10 protein-coding genes are annotated in these 20,022 nt (G+C 69.9%); 3 read left to right on the forward strand and 7 right to left on the reverse strand.

What is annotated here, in order from left to right:
* Positions 1–13 precede the first annotated feature (13 nt).
* Genes JQX13_RS25375 through JQX13_RS25390 form a run of 4 tightly spaced genes read right to left on the reverse strand, consistent with a single transcriptional unit; the run spans position 14 to position 12,358 of the window.
* Complete coding sequence (locus JQX13_RS25375) at positions 14–706, reverse strand: 4'-phosphopantetheinyl transferase family protein (RefSeq protein WP_203411485.1); 693 nt, start codon at positions 704–706, stop codon at positions 14–16.
* Entirely contained in the window at positions 693–6,074 is a 5,382-nt protein-coding gene (locus tag JQX13_RS25380; RefSeq protein ID WP_203411486.1) for an SDR family NAD(P)-dependent oxidoreductase, read from the reverse strand. Before JQX13_RS25380 ends, JQX13_RS25375 begins: the two co-directional genes overlap by 14 nt.
* Positions 6,071–7,030, reverse strand: coding sequence for a polyketide synthase dehydratase domain-containing protein (locus JQX13_RS25385; RefSeq protein ID WP_203411487.1), 960 nt, complete (start codon positions 7,028–7,030; stop codon positions 6,071–6,073). Before JQX13_RS25385 ends, JQX13_RS25380 begins: the two co-directional genes overlap by 4 nt.
* A gap of 3 nt (positions 7,031–7,033) precedes the next feature.
* Positions 7,034–12,358: a type I polyketide synthase gene (locus JQX13_RS25390; RefSeq protein WP_203411488.1), complete on the reverse strand. Its 5,325-nt coding sequence runs from the start codon at positions 12,356–12,358 to the stop codon at positions 7,034–7,036.
* Positions 12,359–12,751: 393 nt separating this feature from the next.
* Here JQX13_RS25390 and gspG point away from each other — a divergent pair, with 393 nt between their 5' ends.
* The gene (gspG, locus tag JQX13_RS25395) at positions 12,752–13,195 is read left to right on the forward strand and encodes a type II secretion system major pseudopilin GspG (protein WP_239015150.1); all 444 of its coding nucleotides are present in this window, start codon (positions 12,752–12,754) and stop codon (positions 13,193–13,195) included.
* A gap of 102 nt (positions 13,196–13,297) precedes the next feature.
* A complete protein-coding gene (locus JQX13_RS25400) occupies positions 13,298–13,708 on the forward strand; it encodes a DUF5335 family protein (protein WP_203411489.1) in 411 nt (136 codons plus the stop codon).
* Positions 13,709–13,794: 86 nt separating this feature from the next.
* On the opposite strand, the gene JQX13_RS25405 is transcribed toward JQX13_RS25400, so the two are convergent.
* The 3 genes from JQX13_RS25405 to JQX13_RS25415 all read right to left on the reverse strand — a co-directional run bounded on the left by JQX13_RS25405 (position 13,795) and on the right by JQX13_RS25415 (position 17,957).
* Positions 13,795–15,222 carry an ABC transporter substrate-binding protein gene (locus tag JQX13_RS25405; protein ID WP_203411490.1) on the reverse strand — a complete coding sequence of 476 codons (1,428 nt, stop codon included), beginning with the start codon at positions 15,220–15,222 and terminating at the stop codon, positions 13,795–13,797.
* Entirely contained in the window at positions 15,222–16,040 is an 819-nt protein-coding gene (locus JQX13_RS25410) for a hypothetical protein (RefSeq protein ID WP_203411491.1), read from the reverse strand. Before JQX13_RS25410 ends, JQX13_RS25405 begins: the two co-directional genes overlap by 1 nt.
* A gap of 123 nt (positions 16,041–16,163) precedes the next feature.
* Positions 16,164–17,957, reverse strand: a complete 1,794-nt coding sequence (locus tag JQX13_RS25415) for a phosphoenolpyruvate carboxykinase (GTP) (RefSeq protein ID WP_203411492.1) — start codon at positions 17,955–17,957, stop codon at positions 16,164–16,166.
* Between the two features lie 198 nt (positions 17,958–18,155).
* Here JQX13_RS25415 and JQX13_RS25420 point away from each other — a divergent pair, with 198 nt between their 5' ends.
* Positions 18,156–20,015: an SLC13 family permease gene (locus JQX13_RS25420; protein WP_203411493.1), complete on the forward strand. Its 1,860-nt coding sequence runs from the start codon at positions 18,156–18,158 to the stop codon at positions 20,013–20,015.
* The last annotated feature ends 7 nt before the right edge of the window (positions 20,016–20,022 follow it).

Genomic DNA, 20,022 nt, shown 5'->3' on the forward strand with positions numbered 1-20,022 from the left:
TGTTCGAAGGGGATCAACCCGCGATCGCCAGCGCTCCTCCGGATGGCCAGTCCACCAGGAGCGCGGCCAGCGTCGAGGGGGGGTCCCCCAATCCGGGTGGCAGCCCCCACGCCTCGAGGCTCAACCTCAGGGACACCCGGCCCTCCTCCGCGTGGAGCCGCACCGGTCGCACCGCCACCTTCTGCAAGGGCGCGCGCAGCCCCACCCCCCACACCTTGAGCACTGCTTCCTTCATGGCCCAGGCGGCGGTGGTCGGGTCCATCCCGCCCTCGCACACGGCGAGGTAGCCCTCGCGCTCTCCCGGAGCGAAGGCCTCCTCCAGGAAGGCCTCGCCGGCCTCCACCCGCTGTTCCAGGTCCACGCCCAGCGGCCCTCCGCGAGAGACTCCCGCCACCGCCAGCCCCGCGGAGTGGGAGATGGAGAGCGCGAGCCCCTGCTCGGGTGAGAAGAGGGGTCGTCCGGAATCGGGCCGCCCGTCTTCGCGCACCGTCACCTCGGCGTGCAGCCCCGGCTCCAGCAGTGCGAGGGCGCGGTGTGCGGCGAGCCGGCCCGCGACGAACTCCCGCCGCCGCTTGTCCGTCCTGCACCGGGCAAGACCCTCCCGTTCCAGGGGCGACAGGGCGGAGTCGTCCTCCCTCCCCACCGCGCCCCAGCCGAGCACCACTTCCCGCCCGTCGGGCAGGAGCAACCGGTCAGGTCTCCGCACTCCGGCGCTCACCCCGGCGCAACCGACGGAACCACAGCCCGGTGCCTCCCAGCAGCAGGGCTCCGTCCTCGCCACGGACCTCGAAGTCGTAGATGACGTCGTCCCCCTCCACCTTCGTCATCCGCGCCTTCACGTGTCCGGACTCCCCGAGGCGCCGCTGCCGCCCGCGGATGAGCTGATCCACGCCCATGGGCACGGAGACCAGGTTGTTGTGGTGGCCGTCCCAGTTGGCCGCCACCTGGAAGGCGGCGTCGAGCAGGAGCGGATCCAACTGGAAGCGCGGCCGCGCCACGTGGGTGAAGATCTCCCGCTGCCGCGGGGCGCGGATGATGCCCTCCACCTCGCGCTCGCCCACGTACACCCATTCGGCGCGGCAGAAGAGCGGGCCCAGGTACAGCGGCTCCTTGGCCAGGTGGAAGATGGAGCGCGCGCGCGAGCCCGGGAGTGCCTCGGGCAGCTTGCCGTTCCCCGGCTCCACCGGAGGGGGAGGCCCGAGCACGTAGATGCCCTGCTGGTGGATGCGGCGCTGCGTCTGGTCGGAGCGGCCGCCCAGCGCCAGGTCGCTGCTGGACTCGACGTAGAGTGTCACCTCGTCGCCCTGCTGTTTGATCACCTTGGCCGTGAGAGTGACGTGGACGGGCTTGCTCTTGGTCCGCTCGGAGGCCTTGAAGAACTTGAGCGGGGTCTCGATGCGCAGGTTCTCCGCGCGCAGCACGGCCAGGTCGGGGCGGAAGAGGGCCGCCGCCTCGCCCAGCATCTCGAAGCCGAAGGTGCCCGGCATGATGGGCACCGAGTCGAGCTGGTGCTGGAGTACGAACGGATCCGTGGTCAGGTCGAATGTCCGGGTGGCGACCAGTCCCTCCGCGTCGTGCCGCTCCACGCAGTCGAGCATCGGGTAGTCGGAGGGGACGAGCAGGAAGCCCCGGTCGTCGTAGACCGTGCGCGCGTCCGGGCCGTCGGCGGATGCGCCCAGGAAGGGCCACTCGCGGAAGAGCCGCTCCTCGAAGATGGCCACCTCGCGCTCGGTGCGGCCGAGCAGCAGCTCGTTGATGAACCAGTACGCGCCCTCGGCCGGGGTGATGAAGGAGACGCCGGTGTTCTGCACCACCTCGCGGTTGCGCGCCGCGGCTCCCACGCTGTCCCACGCCGTCCAGTCGATGGTGACGCAGCGCATGTGCGGACGAGCCCGGTGCGCGTACGCCATGGCGCACTTGCTCATCAGGTCATTGGCGGCGCTGTAGTCCGTCTGGCCCTTGTTGCCGAAGCGGCCCGCGCCGGACCCGAAGCACATCATCAGCTTCAGATCGTCGCGCCGCGTGGCCTCCAGCAGGTTGATGAGGCCGAGCACCTTCACCTCCATGGTGGAGGCGACGATGCCCGGCGTCTTGTCCGGCAGGCTCTTGGACGCCTCGACCATGGCGCCGTGGACGATGCCGTCGATGTGGCCGTGGTACTCGCGCACCCGGTCCACCATGCTCCGCACATCCGCGGCGTTGCGGATGTCACACGTCTCGTACTCGATGGACAGGCCCTGGGCGTAGACCTCCTGGAGGTTGCGCCACAGCTCGCGGGCCCGGACGAAGGGCTCGAAGGCCGCCTTGAACTTCACCATCGTGAGACTGGGGTCCGCCTTCTTGCGGCGGATCATCTCCTCCTTCTCGTAGGCCTCGAAGTCCTTGTCGTCGAGCGCCAGGTAGGGCTCGTCGCCCGTGGGCGCGGGGGTGCGTCCGGTGACGATCACCTTCGGCCCAAGCCGCGCCACCGCCTTGGCCACCTCGAAGACGGCGCCGCGCCCACCACCGGCGAAGAGCAGCACCCAGCTCGGGTCCACCCGGCGCAGGACCTGGCTGCCCTCCTTGGGGAAGTCCGCCCGGCGCAGGCCCACCACGAAGCGCCGGCTGGCCATGTAGCCGATCTCCGTCCGGTCGCTGCCTTCCTCCAGCTCGCGCGCGACCGTCTCCGCCACCACCCAGTGCGAGGCGCGTGGCTCGAAGTCGATCGTCTTGATGACCGCGCCCGGCAGCTCCTGCTTCAACCCCTTGAGGAATCCGGCGAGCGAGCCGCCCATGACGTTGCCGCCGTCGCCCACGAAGCCGAAGTCGCCGCCCATGGAGGTGACGGCCACGTAGCAGGCGCTGCGTCCCTTCGCGTCCCGCAGGCGCTCGTACATGGCGCGCCCCGTGCCGTGCCAGCGCGCGGTCGTCTCCGCCATCCGGCGCGCGAAGCGGGCACTGCCCAGGGTGAGGAAGTACTCGAGTGGCCCGAAGGCGCCCAGGTCGATGACGCCGTCCGCGCCACCCAGGTCCTCACTGGCGCGGCGCACCCGCTTCTCCACCTCCATGGCATCCGTGAGGCCCGCCACCGACACCGTGGCGATGCGCACCCCCTTGCCCACCAGCAGGCGGCTGAAGGCGGCCACCAGGCCCGGCTCGTCACCGACGAGCAGCAGCTTCTTGCCCTGCAGCGGGTAGCGCTTCTCCGAGGAGAGCGACAGCGGCACCAGGTCCACGCGCCAGCGCTGCGCGGACAGCCCACGGCTGGGGATGGGGTAGCTGGCGGTGGCGCTCAGCGGATCTCCCTGTTGAGGCTTCCGGTGGGCGTTGTCGTGCTCCTCCAGGATGACGTGGTAGTTCGTGCCACCGACGCCGAACGAGCTCAACCCCGCGCGCCTCCGTCCCTCCCGGGGCGCCGGCCACGGGCGGCCCTCCAGCGACAGGGCGATGGGCAGTTTGTCGAAGGGGATGTCCGCCTTGGGGAACTCGCCTCCGTTCATGGGGGGCAGGAAGGCCTCGCTCACCGCGAAGGCCGTCTTGATGAGTCCCAGCAGGCCGGAGGCCGACGAGGTGTGGCCGATCTGCGACTTGAGGGTGCCCATGGGCACCGGGTTGTCGCGGCCTCGGGTGTGGAAGGCCTCGCCGTAGGCATCGGCCTCCACCTTGTCGCCCACCTTCGTGCCCGTGCCGTGCGCCTCGAGCAGGCCCACCTGGTCCGGGTGGATCTTGGCGTCCTCCAGCGCTCGCTCCACCGCCCGGGCCTGGCCCTTGGGGTTGGGCGCGAACAGGGAGGTGCCCCGCCCGTCGCTGGAGAAGCCGATGCCGGCGATGACGGCGATGATGCGATCCTTCTGCGCCTCCGCGTCCTCCAGCCGCTTGATGACGACGGCGCCCGCGCCCTCGGCCGGGACGAAGCCATCCGCGCGATCGTCGAAGGGGAAGGTGCCTCGGGGGGAGAGGATGCCGAGCACGGCCAGCGCGGCGGCGTACTCGGGCACCAGGTTGAAGGCCACACCGCCGACCACCGCCACGTCGGTGTCGCGATTGGCCAGCGACAGCATGGCGGCATGCAGCGCCGCGATCGAGCTGGCGCAGGCCGCGTCCACCGTCATCACGCCACCGGTGAAGTCATGCAGGGCGGCCAGCCGCGCCGCGCACGACAGCCCGGAGTAGTACTGGAACGTGTTCTCGTCCAGCGGAGGCAACGTGCCCACCACGCGCTGGCGGACCGCGTCGATGAGGGGCGCCACCTGCCCGGGCGTCATCCCCCGGGCCTGGAGCGCCTGGGCCGCCAGCTTCAGGTAGCGCTCGCAGACGAAGCGAAGCTCGACCTCGAACTCCTTGGCGCGCACCGGCAACTGGCCCACCACCACCTGCACGCGCCGCCCGTTCCATGTGCCGGGCTCGTATCCCGCCTGTCCGAGCGCCTCCTCCGCCGCCTTGACGAAGATGACGACGCCCGGGTCGAGCGCCTGGGCCTGGGCGGGAGGCAGCTTGAGCCAGCGTGGATCGGCCACCGGGAGATCCACGGTACCGGCCAGCCGGGGCACGACCTCGTTCTTGCTCATCAACGCGCCCAGGGTGCGGTTGACGTCGAAGCGCGAGGCCGGCAGGTCACCGATGGCGTCCGCCTTGGAGGTGATGTTCGTCCAGAGCGCCTGCGCATCCGGCGCTCCCGGGGCGAGGGCGCCCATGCCGACGATGGCGAACTTCTGGGTGGGCGGACGGACGGGCCGGATGTCCGCCCAGGCCTCGCGGGCGGGCGCGGGCCCGAGCAGCGCGTGGTAGGCGATGTTGTTCCAGCCCAGCGAGCTGACACCCACGTAGCTGCGGGGCGGCAGCTTCTCCGGACGCATGAGGCACTCCAGCAGTCCGTCCGTCGCGTGCCGCGGCGAGGTGAGGCCGGCGACGGGCGCGCGCACGCCGCCATGCAGCGACAGCGCCGCGCGCATCAGCGACACCAGGCCGCTGGCCGCGTGCTGGAAGCCCACCTGGGGCGTCGCGGTGGAGAACGTCAGGGGCTCGGTGCGCGTCGCGGTGAGGGCGGACTTCAGCCCGATGATCTCCTGGTCCTCCAGGCCCGGGACGCCGCAGGCCTGCAGCTCCACGTGCCGCACCTGCTCCGCTTCCACGCCGGCCTGATCCAGGCAGGCACGCGTGGCCCTGTCCACCATGCGCGACAGCCGCGAGATGCCCTGCTTGAGGTTCACCTCCGCGGTGACGCCATGGAGGACGGCGTAGATGCGCTGCTTGTCCGCCAGCGCGTCGTCCAACCGGCACAGCACGAGCGCCACGGCGCCCTCGCCCGGCAGCGTGCCCGCGGAGCGTCCATCGAGCGCGAGCAGCTCCTGCGACGCCAGCCAGCCACGCGCCGACAGGATTCCGAACGAGGAGGGGCTGACCAGCGGCGCCACCGCGCCCACCACCGCCACGTCACAGTGCCCGAGCTGCAGCGACAGCGAGGCCATCCGCAGCGCCGCCATCGAGGAGGCCGTGCCCGCGTCGATCGCCAGGTGCCCGCCGCGGGTGTCCAGCAGGCTCGAGAGGCGGTTGGCCACCATGGTGGCCGTCATGGGCACCGACTCGGTGATGATGGGCGGAGCGACCTGATCCACGAGCTGGTCGACGGCCTCCATCAACTGGGCGCTGTCGGCGCGTCCCTGGAGGATGGCCGCCAGGTGCTCGCGCAGCTCCGGCGTGCGCAGGCGCAGGGCCTGGTCGGTCTTCAAGTCCACGCCCAGGCCGGTGGAACCCAGGTAGATGGCGCACCGGCCACCCGGGCTCTTGTCGGGGCTGTAGCCGGCGTCCTGCGTCGCCTGGAGCAGCGTCAGATGGAGCAGCCGCTCCATGCGGTGCATCTTCTCCACATGGGCCGGCGGCAGGCGGAACTGCTTCCAGTCCTTGGCCTCCTCGGGGACGAAGCCGCCCCACAGCGGATGGCTCAGGTTCAGCCCGGCCCCCCAGTCCTCCGGGGCCCGCGTCAGGGCGCGCATCCCCTCGAGGGACTGGTTCATGAAGCGCGACGGCGTGTCGGCTCCGGGCAGGCGGCACCCGAGCCCGACGATGGCGAGAGGGATGTGCGTGGAAGAGGTCATCGCGGTGTGAGGCTCTTGACGAACGACTGCCAGGAAAGACGGGGCAGGGTGGGGGCGAGGTCCTCGGAGGGAAGGGAGGCCATGGCGATGCCGCGCAGCTCGAGCACGGGAATCCCATCCTGGCCGAGCAGGTGGGCATCGAAGGAGGCCAGTCCACTGCTGGCGCCGGACAGGCGGGCATCACACATCAGCCGCTCGTCGCGCCGGGGCATGCGGAACCAGGTGGCCTCGGAGATGGCCATCTCACGCGAGCCCTCGCCCGAGAACGAGTACCAGAGCCACTTCACCAGGTGGAGCGCGCCCTCGAGCGCGGCGGGGGCCACCTGGATGCGGCTGGCGGGCAGGACCTTGGCCATGGCGCGGGGGTGGATGAGCCCGCCTTGAATGCGGCCCAGCTCGCACAGCCGGGCCCAGGAGACGACCTGGAGCGACTCGGGGACGCGGTCGCCCTGTCCTCCCACGGAGGCGTAGAGCTGCCGGCCGTTCTGGAGGTTCTCCGACCTGGGCGCCAGCATCCGCTGATGCTGCGGCCACGGCGCGGGCCCGTAGTTCTGCTCGAAGTGGAGGATGGCGCGGCAGACGGGGATGGGCTCCTCGGTGGCCTCCTCGGCGCCCCCCGTGGCGGAGCCGGTGCTCACCGGCTCCACCGACAGGAAGACGGACACCTCACCATCCCCCTCGCGGCGGGCGCGCCCCACCAGCCGCGCCTCGGACGAGGAGGGCTCCGCGGCGCGCAGGAACCAGCGCACGTCCCGCATCCCCACCAGCACGCGGTCCGGGTACACGAGCGCGCCGACCTCGGCCAGGAACTCCAGCTCCATCGACGCGGACAACGGCCGCGTCTCCGCGTCGAGCTCCGCGGGCAGGCGCACGTCGCGCTTGGCGACCGCGCTCTCGCCGCGGAAGACCTCGGCGACATCCTCCAGCAGGGGGTATTGTGAGGTGTCGGGCTGCACGGACTAGCGATCCTTGATGAGGTGCTGGACGAGCTCGCCCAGCGAACGGACCTTCCCTGTATCAGGCGCGGCGACTCCCAGGTGCGCGGACATCGCCTCTCCCAGCTTGCGCAGCTCCTCGTTCTTCACGCCCGCCTGCCGCAGGTCCATGGACATCAGCGCGTCGCGCACGGAGCGCGGGCCTCCACCGCCCGAGCGCTTCGCGGGCTCCTCGGCGGAGGGCGGGGCCGCGGCCACGGCGGAGGCCAGCGCGGAGGCAGCGGTGGCGGTGGCGGACGGAGCCGCGCCCAGGCTCTGCGCGCGCTCGACGATGTGATCGATGACCTTGCGCAGGGTGTTGAACTCGCGCAGGGCGCGGTTGGGGTCACGCGACACGCCGAAGGCCTCGCGGGTGCGCGCGAAGATGTCCACCTGCTTGACGGTGTCGATGCCGAGGTCGGCCTCCAGGTCGAGGTCCAGCTCCAGCATGTCCTCCGGGTAGCCCGTCTTCTCCACCACGTTGCGCATGAGGACCTCGCGGACCTGCGCGGCGAGGTTCAGCGAGGCGGCGATGGCGGTGGGCACCGCCGGGTTCGACGCTGGAGGAGCCACCGGGGCGGCGGGCACCACCGGGGCCTGCGCGGCGGCGGGCGGCGGAGCGGTCCAGGCCGCCGGAGCCGGGGCGGGGGCCGCGGCGGCGGGGGCCGGGGCGGAGGCGCCGCTGGCGGAGAGCACCCGCTCGACGATGTGGTCGATGACCTTGCGCAGGGTGTTGAAGTCACGCAGGGCGCGGTTGGGGTCACGCGACACGCCGAAGGCCTCGCGGGTGCGCGCGAAGATGTCCACCTGCTTGACGGTGTCGATGCCGAGGTCGGCCTCCAGGTCGAGGTCCAGCTCCAGCATGTCCTCCGGGTAGCCCGTCTTGGCCACCACGGTGTCCATCAGCACGCGCCGCACCTCGCTCTCCAACGCGATGGATTTCAGCACCGTGGTCTCGGGCTGCGCGGCCGCGGCGGCCGGAGCGGGAGGTTCCTTCGGGGCGGAGGCGGCGACGGTACCGGTCGCGGCCTGGCCGGTGCGCAACTGCTCCACCAGCGCGATGATCGCCTCGAACGTCCGCAGGTTCTCCGGCTGGGCCACGGAGGCGTCCACGCCGAACTCATTGCCCAGGGCGATGGCCACCTTCAGGGCGGTGGCTGGCTCGAGCACTCCGTCGAGGGGGAGCTGGAGCAGCATCTGCTCCACCTCGGCCCCGGCATCCGCCGAGAGCTGACCGACGCCGTTGACGAATGAGTATCCCACCACGCGCTTGAACTGTTCCATGTCACCTACCTTGGGATGAATCGATGCGATGGCCCCATGCTGCTGTCCCTTGAGGATCTCCCGGGTGAATTGGGTGAGGGACCACTTGGGACCGGCCTCGATGAAGATGCGGGCGCCCTGACGGTGCGCCTCGCCGATGGCTTGCCGCAGCCGTACGGGCTCGACGAACTGACTGGTGAGGAATGCCGGGTACTCGCGAAGCGGGCGGCTGCCGTAGTCCGCCGCGTCGATGGTGGAGATGAGCCGCACGGACGGCGCGCGGAACGACAGCCCGTCCAGCACGCGCTGGTAGGCCGGGCGGGCCGCGCCGATGAGCTCCGAGTGGTAGCCGTGGGAGACCGCGAGCACGGTGCACTCGATGCCCCGGGCGGTGCAACGTTCCACCAGCACGGGCAGGGCGCGGCGATCCGCGGACACGATGCAGGCGCGAGGCCCGTTGTCCGCCGCCAGGGTGGCGTAGCCGGGCAGGCCCGCGATGAGCTCCGGCACCAGTTCGGAGGCACACGCGAGCGCCGCCATCTGGCCGGGATCCTCGGTGGGCATCTCCAGCACGGCCACGGTGCGCGAGTGGATGGCCCGCAGGCCCTCCTCGAGGGTGAGGGTGCCCGCGGCCACCAGCGCCGCCAGCTCGCCCGCGCTCTGGCCGATGAGCAGGTCCGCGTGGATGCCGTGGGACACCAGCAGGCGGTAGAGCGCCACGTTGACGAGGAAGACGGCCGCGTGGATGTCCTCGTCGTTCTGCCGGTAGTTCTTCGCGTCCTCCGTGTAGAAGCTCCCGGTCAACGTGCGTCCGGTGAGACGCAGGTAGACGCGGTCCGCCTCCTCCAGCGTGCGGGCCACCACCGGGTAGGCGCGGGCGAGCGGGCGGAGCATGTTGGCGTACTGGCCGCCCTGGCCGGGGAAGGTGATGGCCACCTTGGCGCCGCGCAGGGGCGAGTCCGGGCCCGCCGCGAAGATGCCGGACTGGCCGAGCGGCTCCAGGTCTCCACCCGTCTCCACCGCCTTGCGCAGGAAGTCCCGCTTCTTGCGCAGCTCCTCGCGGGTGCGCGCCGTGACGGCCACGCGCCACGGGCCCTCCGGCGTGCGGCGCGTGTCCTCCAGCGGCCCCTGCTGCTCGCACAGCGCGTTCAACTGCTCCAGGCATGCACGCGCGTCCGCGCCCGCCACGGCGACGAGCCTGGGCTCCCCGTCCGCGGGCTCGCCCTCCTTCTTCTCCGGTCGCGAGGGCGGCGCCTTGTACTCCTCCAGGATGGCGTGGAAGTTGGAGCCACCGACGCCGAACGAGCTCACTCCGGCGCGGCGTGGGGAGCCGCTGGGGGGAGCGGGCCACGGGCGGTTGTCCGTCACCACCTCGACACCCTGGGGAATCTTCGGGTTGCGCGGCTCGCTCTTGAGCGAGCGGGGGATGAGTCCCTCCTGCATCGAGCGGGTGACCTTGATCATCCCCGCCGCGCCGGCCGCGGCGTTGAGGTGGCCGATGTTCGACTTCACCGAGCCGATGAGGATGGGCCGGGTGCGGCCCTCTACATAGTAGGCGTTGTGGGTGGACTTCGTCTCCACCACGTCGCCCAGCGCGGTGCCGGTGCCGTGGCACTCCACGTAGTCCACGCTCGCGGGGGGCACGTTGGCGGCGGTCAGGGCGCGGCGCATGGCCAGCGTCTCGCCCATCTCGCTGGGCGGCAGCACGGAGCGGCCCTTGCCGTCGCTGGAGCCCGCGATGGAGCGGATGACGGCGTGGATGCGGTCCTTGTCCTTCTCCGCGTCGGAGAGCCGCTTGAGCACCAGGATGCCCGCGCCCTCGCCGGGGACGAAGCCGTCCGCGTTCGCGTTGAAGGGCCGGCTGCCCTTGCCGGACAGCGCGTTGAAGCGGCAGCCCGCGATGAAGAACTCGGGGGACATGTCGGCCCACACGCCGCCGGTGAGCACCACGTCCGCCTCGCGGTGCTGCAGCATCTTCCACGAGGCATGGAGCGCGGCGAGCGAGCTGGCGCACGCCGAGTCCATCACCATGTGCGGCCCATGGAAGTCATAGAGCGAGGAGATGCGGCCGGCGTTGAGGCTGCCCAGGTAGCCGGTGAGGCTGTCCTCGCTGATGGGGGGCAGGCCCGCCTTGTAGCGCTCCTCCGCGTTGTCGAGGATGGCCAGGCGCAGGTTCTCCGGCAGCCCGGACTTCTCCAGCGTCTCGCGCAGCTCCCTGGCGAACTCGGCCCAGCGCACGCGCGTGTCCGCGAGGAACTTGATGCCCTGGTACGGCAGGAAGCCGAGCGCCAGGGCCACGCGATCCCGGTTCCACTTGTCCGGCACGTACCCCGCGTCCTTCAGGGCCTGCTCCGCGCTGAGCAGCGTCACCACGTGCGAGGGATCCAACGAGGCCCAGGCCGCGGGGGGAATCCGCATCTCCATCGTCGGCGAGGGGAGCTGATCCAACCAGCAGCCGAGCTTCGTGTACGTCCGGTCCTTGCGGTCCGGATGGGAGTAGCGCTCGGCCTTCCAGCGATCCTTGGGGACCTCGCGGGTGGCGTCGTGGCCCTCGAGCAGCTTCTTCCAGAGGGTCTCGATGTCGGAGGCCCCAGGGAACATGCCGCCCATGCCGATGATGGCCAGCGGCTCCTCCTGACGGCGGCGCGCGGGGGTCTTGCTGCGCTCACCGCCGGGCCGGTAGGCCTCGAGCACCGCGTGGAAGTTGTTGCCGCCGAAGCTGAAGGAGCTGACGGCCGCGCGGGGCGTGGTACCGGGACGGAACGGCTGCGCCTTGCGCGGGACGTAGAAGGGCGTGCGCTCCAGCTCCAGCTTCGGGTTGACGCGCTCCACGCCCGGCTGCGGGGGAATCTGCCCGTGGTGCAGCGCGAGCACGGCCTTGAGGAGCCCGGCCGCGCCCGCGCCCGCGCGCAGGTGTCCGATGTTGGCCTTCACCGAGCCGAGCGCGATGGCGCCACTCGGAGCACCACCGTACACGCTCGCCAGCGCCTGCACCTCGCTGACGTCACCCACCGGGGTGCCCGTGGCATGGCACTCCACGTACTGGATGGAGTCCGGCTCCACGCCCGCGTCCTCGATGGCACGGCGCATGGCCAGCGCCTGGCCCTCGCGCCGCGGTGCCACCAACGACTTGCCCCGGCCGTCCGAGGAGCCGCCCACGCCGCGCAGCACCGCGTAGATGGTCTCCCCGTCGCGCTCCGCGTCCTCCAGCCGCTTGAGGGCGAGCAGCGACACGCCCTCGCCCAGCAGGGTGCCGTCACACTCGTCCGAGAAGGGCCGGACGTGGCCCTTGACGGAGAGCCCGCCCAGCTTGGAGAAGGCGATGAACTCCAGCGGCGTCAGCATCTCGCTCACACCGCCGGCCACCGCCAGGTCGAACTCCCCATCGCGCAGCCCGCGCACGGCGAGGTCCAGGGCCGCCAGCGAGGACGAGTACCCCGCGTCCACCGAGTAGTGCGCGCCCTTGAGATCGAAGTGCATGTTGATGCGCCCGACGGCCACGCTGGCCGAGGAGCCCACCACGTTGTCGTCACTGCACTCCTTGAGGCGCGCGCGCAGCCGCTGGGCGGTGACCTCCAGCACCTCCTGCTGCCGGGTGGTGGGCAGCGAGCGGAACTCGTCCGTGGCGCGCACCGCGTCCAGCATGTCCTCCAGGCGGATGTGCATCCCGCTGTCGCGCTGCCATCCGAGGCTGGTGGCCCCGAGCAGGATGCCCGTGGTGTCCCGGGGCAGGACGCGCACCTCGGAGAGGGCCTGGGTGCCCGCCTCGAGGATCATCCACTGGAAGGGGTTGACCTGCTGGGCGTCGGCCGGCGTCACCTTGTACTTGCGCCAGTCGAAGACGAAGTCGTTGATGAAGCCACCGAGCTCGGCATGGGCCCGATCCGGCCGGGTGCGATCCGGGTGGTAGTAGAGCGAGTGGTCCCAGGCGCGAGCAGGGACCTTCGAGAGCGACACCCTGCCGGTGGAAACACTGGCCCAGAAGTCGGAGACGCGGAGGGCGTTCGGCAGGACGCAACCCAATCCTACCACGGCGATGGCATCCATTCAGGTTCTCTCTATGTGGCCGGGTCGAACCCAGGGGGATGTAGGCAAGGACCTCGGAGGAGCCCAATCCTATCACGTGGTGAGAGCGGTGGTGGCGGGATGCGTGGTGGGGACATTCCACCTGAAGAGCACATGGCCGGGGAGCGCGCCGGCTGGTCGCCTGCCAGGCGATCACCCGGCCTGTAGCCGCATGAAGCAGCGGTGTGTGGCTTTCCTTCGCTGACGGTGTGTCACGCCTCCGGGCCGCCTCCGCGACACGCTGACGCGATGGCACCGCCCGGCACACGGGCCCTGGCTCGTTTCCTCTGGGGGCCCCTCGTGTTCCGAGGGGGGGCGCGAGGGTTGCACAGGCGGCCCGGTGGCCCGACGGAGGGCCAGGGGAGAAGCAACGACATGAGCCTGAACATGAGCCTGAAGAAGACGCGCGGTCCGCGGTGCCGCCGCCAGCGTGGCATGACCCTCATCGAGATCATGGTGGTGATCACCATCCTCGGCTTGATCATGGCAGTGGTGGGTGTGGCCGTGATTCCCAAGCTCGACGAGGCGAAGCAGCGCACGGCGAAGATGGACATCGGGAACATCCACAACGCGCTCAAGCTCTACTACGCGAAGAAGGGACGCTTCCCGGACACGGCCACGGGTCTGCGCGCGCTGGTGGAGACGCAGGCCCTGGAGCAGATGCCCAGGGATCCCTGGGGCAACGAGTACGTGTACCTGTACGAGGGCGGCAAGCCCATCGTCACCTCCTATGGCGGTGACGGCGTGTCCGGTGGCGAGGGGATCGACGCGGACATCTCGTCACGCGATCTCCAGAAGGATGCCGTGGCGAGCAGGTAGCCGGGCCCGAGAGGGCCACGTCGTCCTGCGATCCAGTTCCTCGCGGGTGGCTGGGGGCGTTGCGCGCGCCCTCCCGGAACTACCTTCCATGCGGAGGTGGCCATGGCCAGCACAATTGAGATTCCACGAGAGAACTGGGCCCTCTATTTCGAGCGACTCGGCCGGCAGGCGCAGACCTATCCGGTCCGGATCGAGGTGGAGAATCAGGACATAGGCGATCAGGAGATGGCTCGCAGGCTCCCCCTCGTGGGGATCGACCTGGAGACGAAGGGCTCGGAGGTGGGCGACATCGAGGTGACGGTGGGCGACGCCGACCAGAACTTCATGCACCACATCGATGAGCCGACCCGCGTCTTCCTGATGGTGGACGACTCCGGGAACATCGACTGCATCGAGATCGAGGACGGGGCCGAGGGAAAGACGATCATCTTCTTCGAGAAGCACCCCGGGTTGCCGGCCACGGCCCTGTTGAGCTCCCGCGTCGAGGACGAGCAGCCGGCGCCCGGTCCCTGAAGGCGCTCGAGCGGAAGCACTCCCCCCCGGGGAGCCAGGACGAGCACACCAGGCGTTCCGGTGTGCGCGTCACCTGATGGGGCGACTCAGCGCTTCACCGCGGCGGTTGGATGGTTCTGCGGCGGTTGGATGGTGGAGATGGTCACGAAGCTCTGGTCCTTCACCTGCCATAGCTCCACGGGGGAGGACGCTTCGCCAGCGGCATCGAAGTCCAGCGGGCCGCTGGCGCCGTCCACGTTGACGCTCCGGCCCGCGGCGAGCTCCTCCGCCAGGTAGGTGAAGTTGGAGTTGGTGAGCTGGGTGTTGGTGCCGCTGGTGCCACTGGACACCCTGGTCAACCCCTCGGCCATCTTCGCCCCGGTCACGGCGTTGGCCGTGCCCTGTGCATAGGCCGCGCCCAGGGCCATCAGGTACATGGCGTCATAGGCGTTGGAGGTGTAGGCGTACCCGGCTGGATCCTTCTTGTACTTGTCGATGAAGCGCGAGCTGAAGATGTCGAAGGCCTGTCCGGTGCCCTGCGCCGGAGCGGTGCCGTAGAAGTCCTGCGCCAGGGCGGCCGCCTCCGGGTCCGCCAGCAGGGCCGCGTCCTTCACACTGTCGGAGAAGAACCACTGGTGGCCATTCTCCCGCTTGAGGTTGGTCCGGGTGGACGCCTCCTCGAGAATGGCCGTCGCGTCGTCCGCGAAGCCCATCAGCACGGTGACATCCGGGTCATACATGTCGAGCTGAGCCAGCGTCTCCTTCACATCCCCGTGCCTCGGATAGAGGAAGCCCCGGTTGGCCACCCACGTGGGGCCGTTCTTCAGCCGATCGGAGATGATGTAGTTGAGGCCCTGCCCGTAGGGGTCGTCCACGTAGAGGATGCCCACCTTCGCCGGAGCGCCGAAACGGGGATCGGTGCTCAGCAGGTCGGCGATGACGGTGCCCTGGATGGCGTCGGAGGTCGAGGTTCGCCATACGAGCCCCACCGGGCCGCCGTTGGTGTCCGACAGCGACGTGAGCTCCTTCGAGGTGGCGCTGTAGCTCATGGTGAGTACGTCATTGGGCACGGTCACCCACTTCGCCGCGAGCGTCTGGCTGCTGCCGGCCGTCAGCACCGCCACCACCTTCTTCTCGTTCACCAGCCACCTGGCCTGTCGCTCCGTGCGCTCCACGTCGCTGCCGGTGTCGCAGACGTGCAGGGCGATCTGCCTGCCGCCGATGCCTCGCTGGTTGACCTCTTCCAACGCGAGCAGCACGGCGTTGAGCGCCTGCTCATCGGACTCGTCCACGCTCGCGTTCTCATCCGTGCTGGTGTGCAGGGGCACGAGGGCCCCCATCTGGATGGAGTTGGGGTCGGTGGAGCCGTGGAGCGTCCCGCAGCCGGTGGGCTGTGGCAGGCAGATGCCCCTCGTGCACACCTGATCGCCGCCGCAGTCCGCGCTCGTCTCGCACTGGTCGAGCCCGGCCGCGGTGGTGAAGCTGCACCCGGTGGCCAGCACGGACAGCACTCCCGTCAGCATCAGCGCGCGCATCAGAAGCTCACCTCCACACCCGCCCCGGCGCCCTGGGGCGCCGCCGTCAGCCGGGCCTTGCCGGGCGTGGGCGCGGGTTGTTTGGGATACAGCAGGACGGCCGCCACCGCGCTCACCAGCCCCACGCCGAAGCCGATGTCCGCCAGCAGTGCGTTGCCGCGGGTGGAGTCCCTCGCCGCCAGCTTGGTCTCCAGGTCCGTGGCGGTGTTGAAGTCCGAGCGCGCGCTCCGGGCCTTCAGTCCGAAGAAGGTGCCCACGCCGGCACCCGCCAGCGCCACGCCGCCCAGGGCGATGGACGCCACCTGCATGCGCTTGCGCGAGGCCAGCGCGTCCGCGTGGGCCTCCTTCAGGCGCAGTTGGTTGGTCTCCTCGGCGCGCCGGGCCGCCTCCCGCTCCGCCTCCGCGCGCCGCCTGGCCGACTCGGCCTCCTCCTTCAGCCGCTTGCGCTCGGCCGCCGCCGCCGCCGCGTTCGCCGCCTCCTTCTCCTGTTGCAGCCGGAGCCGGTCGATGGCTATCCGCGAGCGCTTGCGCAGCTGCGCGTCTTCTCCGTCCGTCAGGTACTTCTCGTAGTAGGAGATCGCCTCCTTCTCCTTGCCGGCCTGATCGTACGCGCGGGCGATGTTGTAGATGAGCCGCATGTCGGGCTTGAGCTCGTTGGCCCGCTCGAGCACCGCGGCCGCCTCCAGGTACTTCTTCTGGTCATAGAGGCGCTCGGCCTGCTTGATGAGCTCCCTCGCGGTGCGCGGGCCGCTTCGCTGGGCCCGTGCCGGGGCGGGGACGAGCAGGAGGGCCGCCAACAAAACCAGGACCAATCGCATGGTTGGAGAGCCTACTCCTGAACTTTCTACCGGCGAAGGGGGCCCGCAAAGCGGCGGGGCCGCCCCACCCGATGGCGGGACGGCCCCGTGAGGACGGCGGGCCCTGGAGGGCCGCCGCGTGACTCAGGAGCCCAGACGCGAGATGAGCAGCTTGCGCTGCAGCGTGAGCGCCTCGGGGGCCTTGAGGCCCAGGGACTCGAAGAACGGCTCCTGGCTCTTGAGCTCCACCTTCCACTCGTCCTCCTTGATGGAGGTGACCTCGGAGACGGCCTCCTGGGTGATGTCCAGGCCCTTGAGGTTGAGGCCCTGGTCGGCGCGCGGCACCCAGCCCAGCAGCGTCTCCTCGGTGGGGACGCGGCCGTGGACGCGGTTCACGATCCACTCGAGCACGCGCATGTTCTCGCCGAAGCCCGGCCAGATGAACTTGCCGTTCTTGTCCTGCCGGAACCAGTTGACCTGGAAGATCTTCGGCGGGTGGGTGATCTTCTTCTGCATGTTCAGCCAGTGCTGCAGGTAGTCACCCATGTGGTAGCCGCAGAAGGGCAGCATGGCCATGGGGTCGCGGCGCACCACGCCCACCTTGCCGGTGGCGGCGGCGGTGGTCTCGCTGCCCATGGTGGCGCCCAGGAACACGCCGTGGGTCCAGTTGAAGGCCTGGAGGACCAGCGGGACGGTGCTGGAGCGACGGCCGCCGAAGATGATGGCGGAGATGGGCACGCCCATCGGGTCGTTGACCTTGGGGCTGAGGACCGGGTTGTTGGACGCGGGCGCGGTGAATCGGCTGTTGGGGTGCGCCGCCTTCTCCGTGCTGCCCTTCTTCCAGGGCCGGCCCTGCCAGTCGGTGAGCTCCTCGGGCACCTCGCCGTCCATGCCCTCCCACCACACGTCGCCGTCGGGCGTCATGGCCACGTTGGTGAAGATGGTGTCGCGGGCCACGGAGGCCATGGCGTTGGGGTTGCTCTTGTAGTTGGTGCCGGGGGCCACGCCGAAGTAGCCGGCCTCGGGGTTGATGGCCCACAGGCGCCCGTCCGGACCCACGCGCATCCAGGCGATGTCGTCGCCCACCGTCTCGATCTTCCAGCCCTCGTACTCCTTGGGCGGGACCATCATCGCGAAGTTCGTCTTGCCGCACGCGGACGGGAAGGCGGCCGCCACGTACGTGGTCTCACCCCTGGGGCTGGTGACGCCGAGGATGAGCATGTGCTCGGCGAGCCACCCCTCGTGCTGGCCGAGGTAGCTGCCGATGCGCAGCGCGAGGCATTTCTTGCCCAGCAGCACGTTGCCGCCATATCCGCTGCCGAAGCTCCAGATGGTGTTGTCCTGGGGGAAGTGGCAGATGTAGCGGCGGTCCGGGTTGAGATCGCCCGTGCTGTGCAGGCCGCGGTTGAAGTCGTTGGAGTCACCCAGCATGTCCAGCGCCGGCTTCCCCATACGGGTCATGATCCGCATGTTGAGCGCGACGTAGACGCTGTCGGTCAGCTCCACGCCAATCTTGGCGAAGGGGCTGCCCAGCGGACCCATGACGTAGGGCACCACGTACATGGTGCGGCCCTTCATGCAGCCGGTGAACAGGTGGGTCAGCTTGGTGTAGGCGGACTCGGGCTCCATCCAGTTGTTGGTGGGGCCGGCATCCTCCTTGTTGGTGGTGCAGATGAACGTGAGGTGCTCCACGCGCGCCACGTCATTGGGGTTGGAGCGGTGCAGATAGCAACCGGGGCGCTTCTGCTGGTTGAGCGGGATGAGGATGCCCTCCCTCACCGCCAGGTCGGTGAAGCGCTGCTTCTCTTCCTCCGAGCCGTCGCACCAGACGATGCTGTCCGGCTGGGTCATCTGCGCCATCTTCGTCACCCAGGCCAGCAGCTCCGCGTTCTTCGTGGGAGCGTTGCCCTGGAGCCCTGCGGTGTGGGTCGAAGCCATTCGCGAGTCTCCTGATTTTGGTGGGCGCAACCTTCCTGACTGCCCTCTGTAAAAGCAACAGCGCTCCAAGGTGAAGGCCGTCCCTGGACTCTCACATTCCTTTAATTCCACTTATTTGGCCTCCAGTATCCAGTAGGAGACGTTTTCGGAAGAGGGGGCTCACCTTCTGGCACACCTGGGCACAGGTTCGGGGCGTCCATGGCCATCGCAATCGTCCTCGGCATCGTGCTCGTTGCCCTGGTGCTCTTCTCCATCGACGTGTTTCCCATTGAGGTGAGCTCGTTGGTGGTGGTGTGCCTGCTGGCCGTCACCGGGGTGTTGACGCCCGAACAGGCCTTCGAGGGATTCAGCAACGACACCGTCATCTTCATCTTCACCCTGCTGGCGATGACGGAAGGGCTCGCCAGCACGGGGGTGGTGCAGCTCGTCGGGCAGCGGCTCGCCTTCTTCGCTCGCTTCGGCCACCAGACGTTCGTGTTGGCGATGATGGTGGTGGTGGCGGTGTTCTCCTCCATCGTCTCCAATACGGTGACGACGGCGGCCTTCCTGCCGGTGGCGATCGGCGCGGCGAACCGCGCGAAGGTGCCCAAGAGCAAGGTGCTGCTGCCGCTGGCCTACGCCTCCATGCTGGGCGGCATGGTGTTCCTGTACGGCACCTCCACCAACCTGGTGGCGTCCGCGGCCTTCCCACGCTTCGGGCTGAAGCCCATCGGGGTGACGGAGTTGTCGCCGGTGGGGTTGCCGGTGGCGGTGATCGGCATCCTCGTCGTGGTGTTCCTGGGGCCGCTGCTGCTGCCGTCCCGCGTGGGCAAGGGGGCGGTGGGCGACTGGGTCCTGCGCGACTACCTCACCGAGGCCATCCTTCCCCCCGACTCGCGCTACGTGGGCAAGGAGCTGGCGGAGATCACCGAGGGACTGGGGCTGCGCGTCATCGGGCTCGTGCGGGAGGGGCAGTCGATGCCCGCGGTGCCGAGCTACCGGCTGGTGGGGGACGAGCGCATCATCGTCGAGGGCAACCGCGAGGACATCCTCCGGGTGAAGGATCTACGGGGCATCGAGATCCGTCCGGACATGAGGCTGTCGGACACGGATCTGCGACCCCAGGACACGGTGCTGGTGGAGGCGACGGTGCCCACGGGCAGCCCGCTCATCGGCCGGAGCCTGAAGGAGACGCTCTTCCTGGAGCGCTATGGACTGGTGGCGCTGGCGCTGCACCGCAAGCCCGCCATCCAACGGTTGACGAAGCTGCAGATGCTGGGACGGCTCTTCGGCGGACAGTCGCTGTCCTCCCTGCCGCTGTCCGTGGGTGACGTGCTGCTGTTGCGTGGCCCCCGGGACAGGGTCCAGGAGCTGTCGGACGGCGTCAACCTGCTCATCCTCGGGGACGTGGAGTACCAGCCGCCGCGCTACGGCAAATGGCTGCTGGCGGTGGTGCTCTTCCTCGGCGCGCTCGCGCTGGGCACCTTCAAGGTGGTGCCGCTGTCCGTGGCGGGGCTGGCGGGAATGCTGGCGATGATCGCCACCGGCTGCGTGGACTCGCGGCGGGCCTTCCGCGTGGACTGGCGCGTGGTGCTGCTCATCGGCTCCATGTTGGCGCTCGGCGTGGCCATGGAGGAGAGCGGGGCGGGGGATTTCCTGGGCAACCTCGCGGCGGGGCTCGGCGAGTACGGAGGCCCGCGCATGGTGCTGCTCTTGATGATGGCGCTGACCATCGTGTTGTCGGCGCCCATGAGCAACCAGGCCGCGGCCCTGGTGATCCTCCCGGTGGCCGTTGGCGCCGCCGCGAAGCTGGGGGTGGACCCGAGGCCCTTCGCCATCGGGGTGACGCTGGCGGCGAGCTGCTCCTTCATCACGCCCCTCGAGCCGAGCTGCGTGCTGGTGTACGGCCCCGGTCACTACCGCTTCACGGACTTCTTCCGGCTCGGTACACCCCTGACGGCCCTGCTGCTCGCCTTCCTCGTGGCGGTGGTGCCCCTGGTGTGGCCCTTCCACAAGGCCGGCGCCGAGCCGTCCCGGGCCCGCGAGCCGGTAAGCGAGCGGATGGTGGCACCCCCATAGACGCCTG

The sequence above is a fragment of the Archangium violaceum genome, assembly GCF_016859125.1.
In the GTDB taxonomy this organism is placed as follows: domain Bacteria; phylum Myxococcota; class Myxococcia; order Myxococcales; family Myxococcaceae; genus Archangium; species Archangium violaceum_A.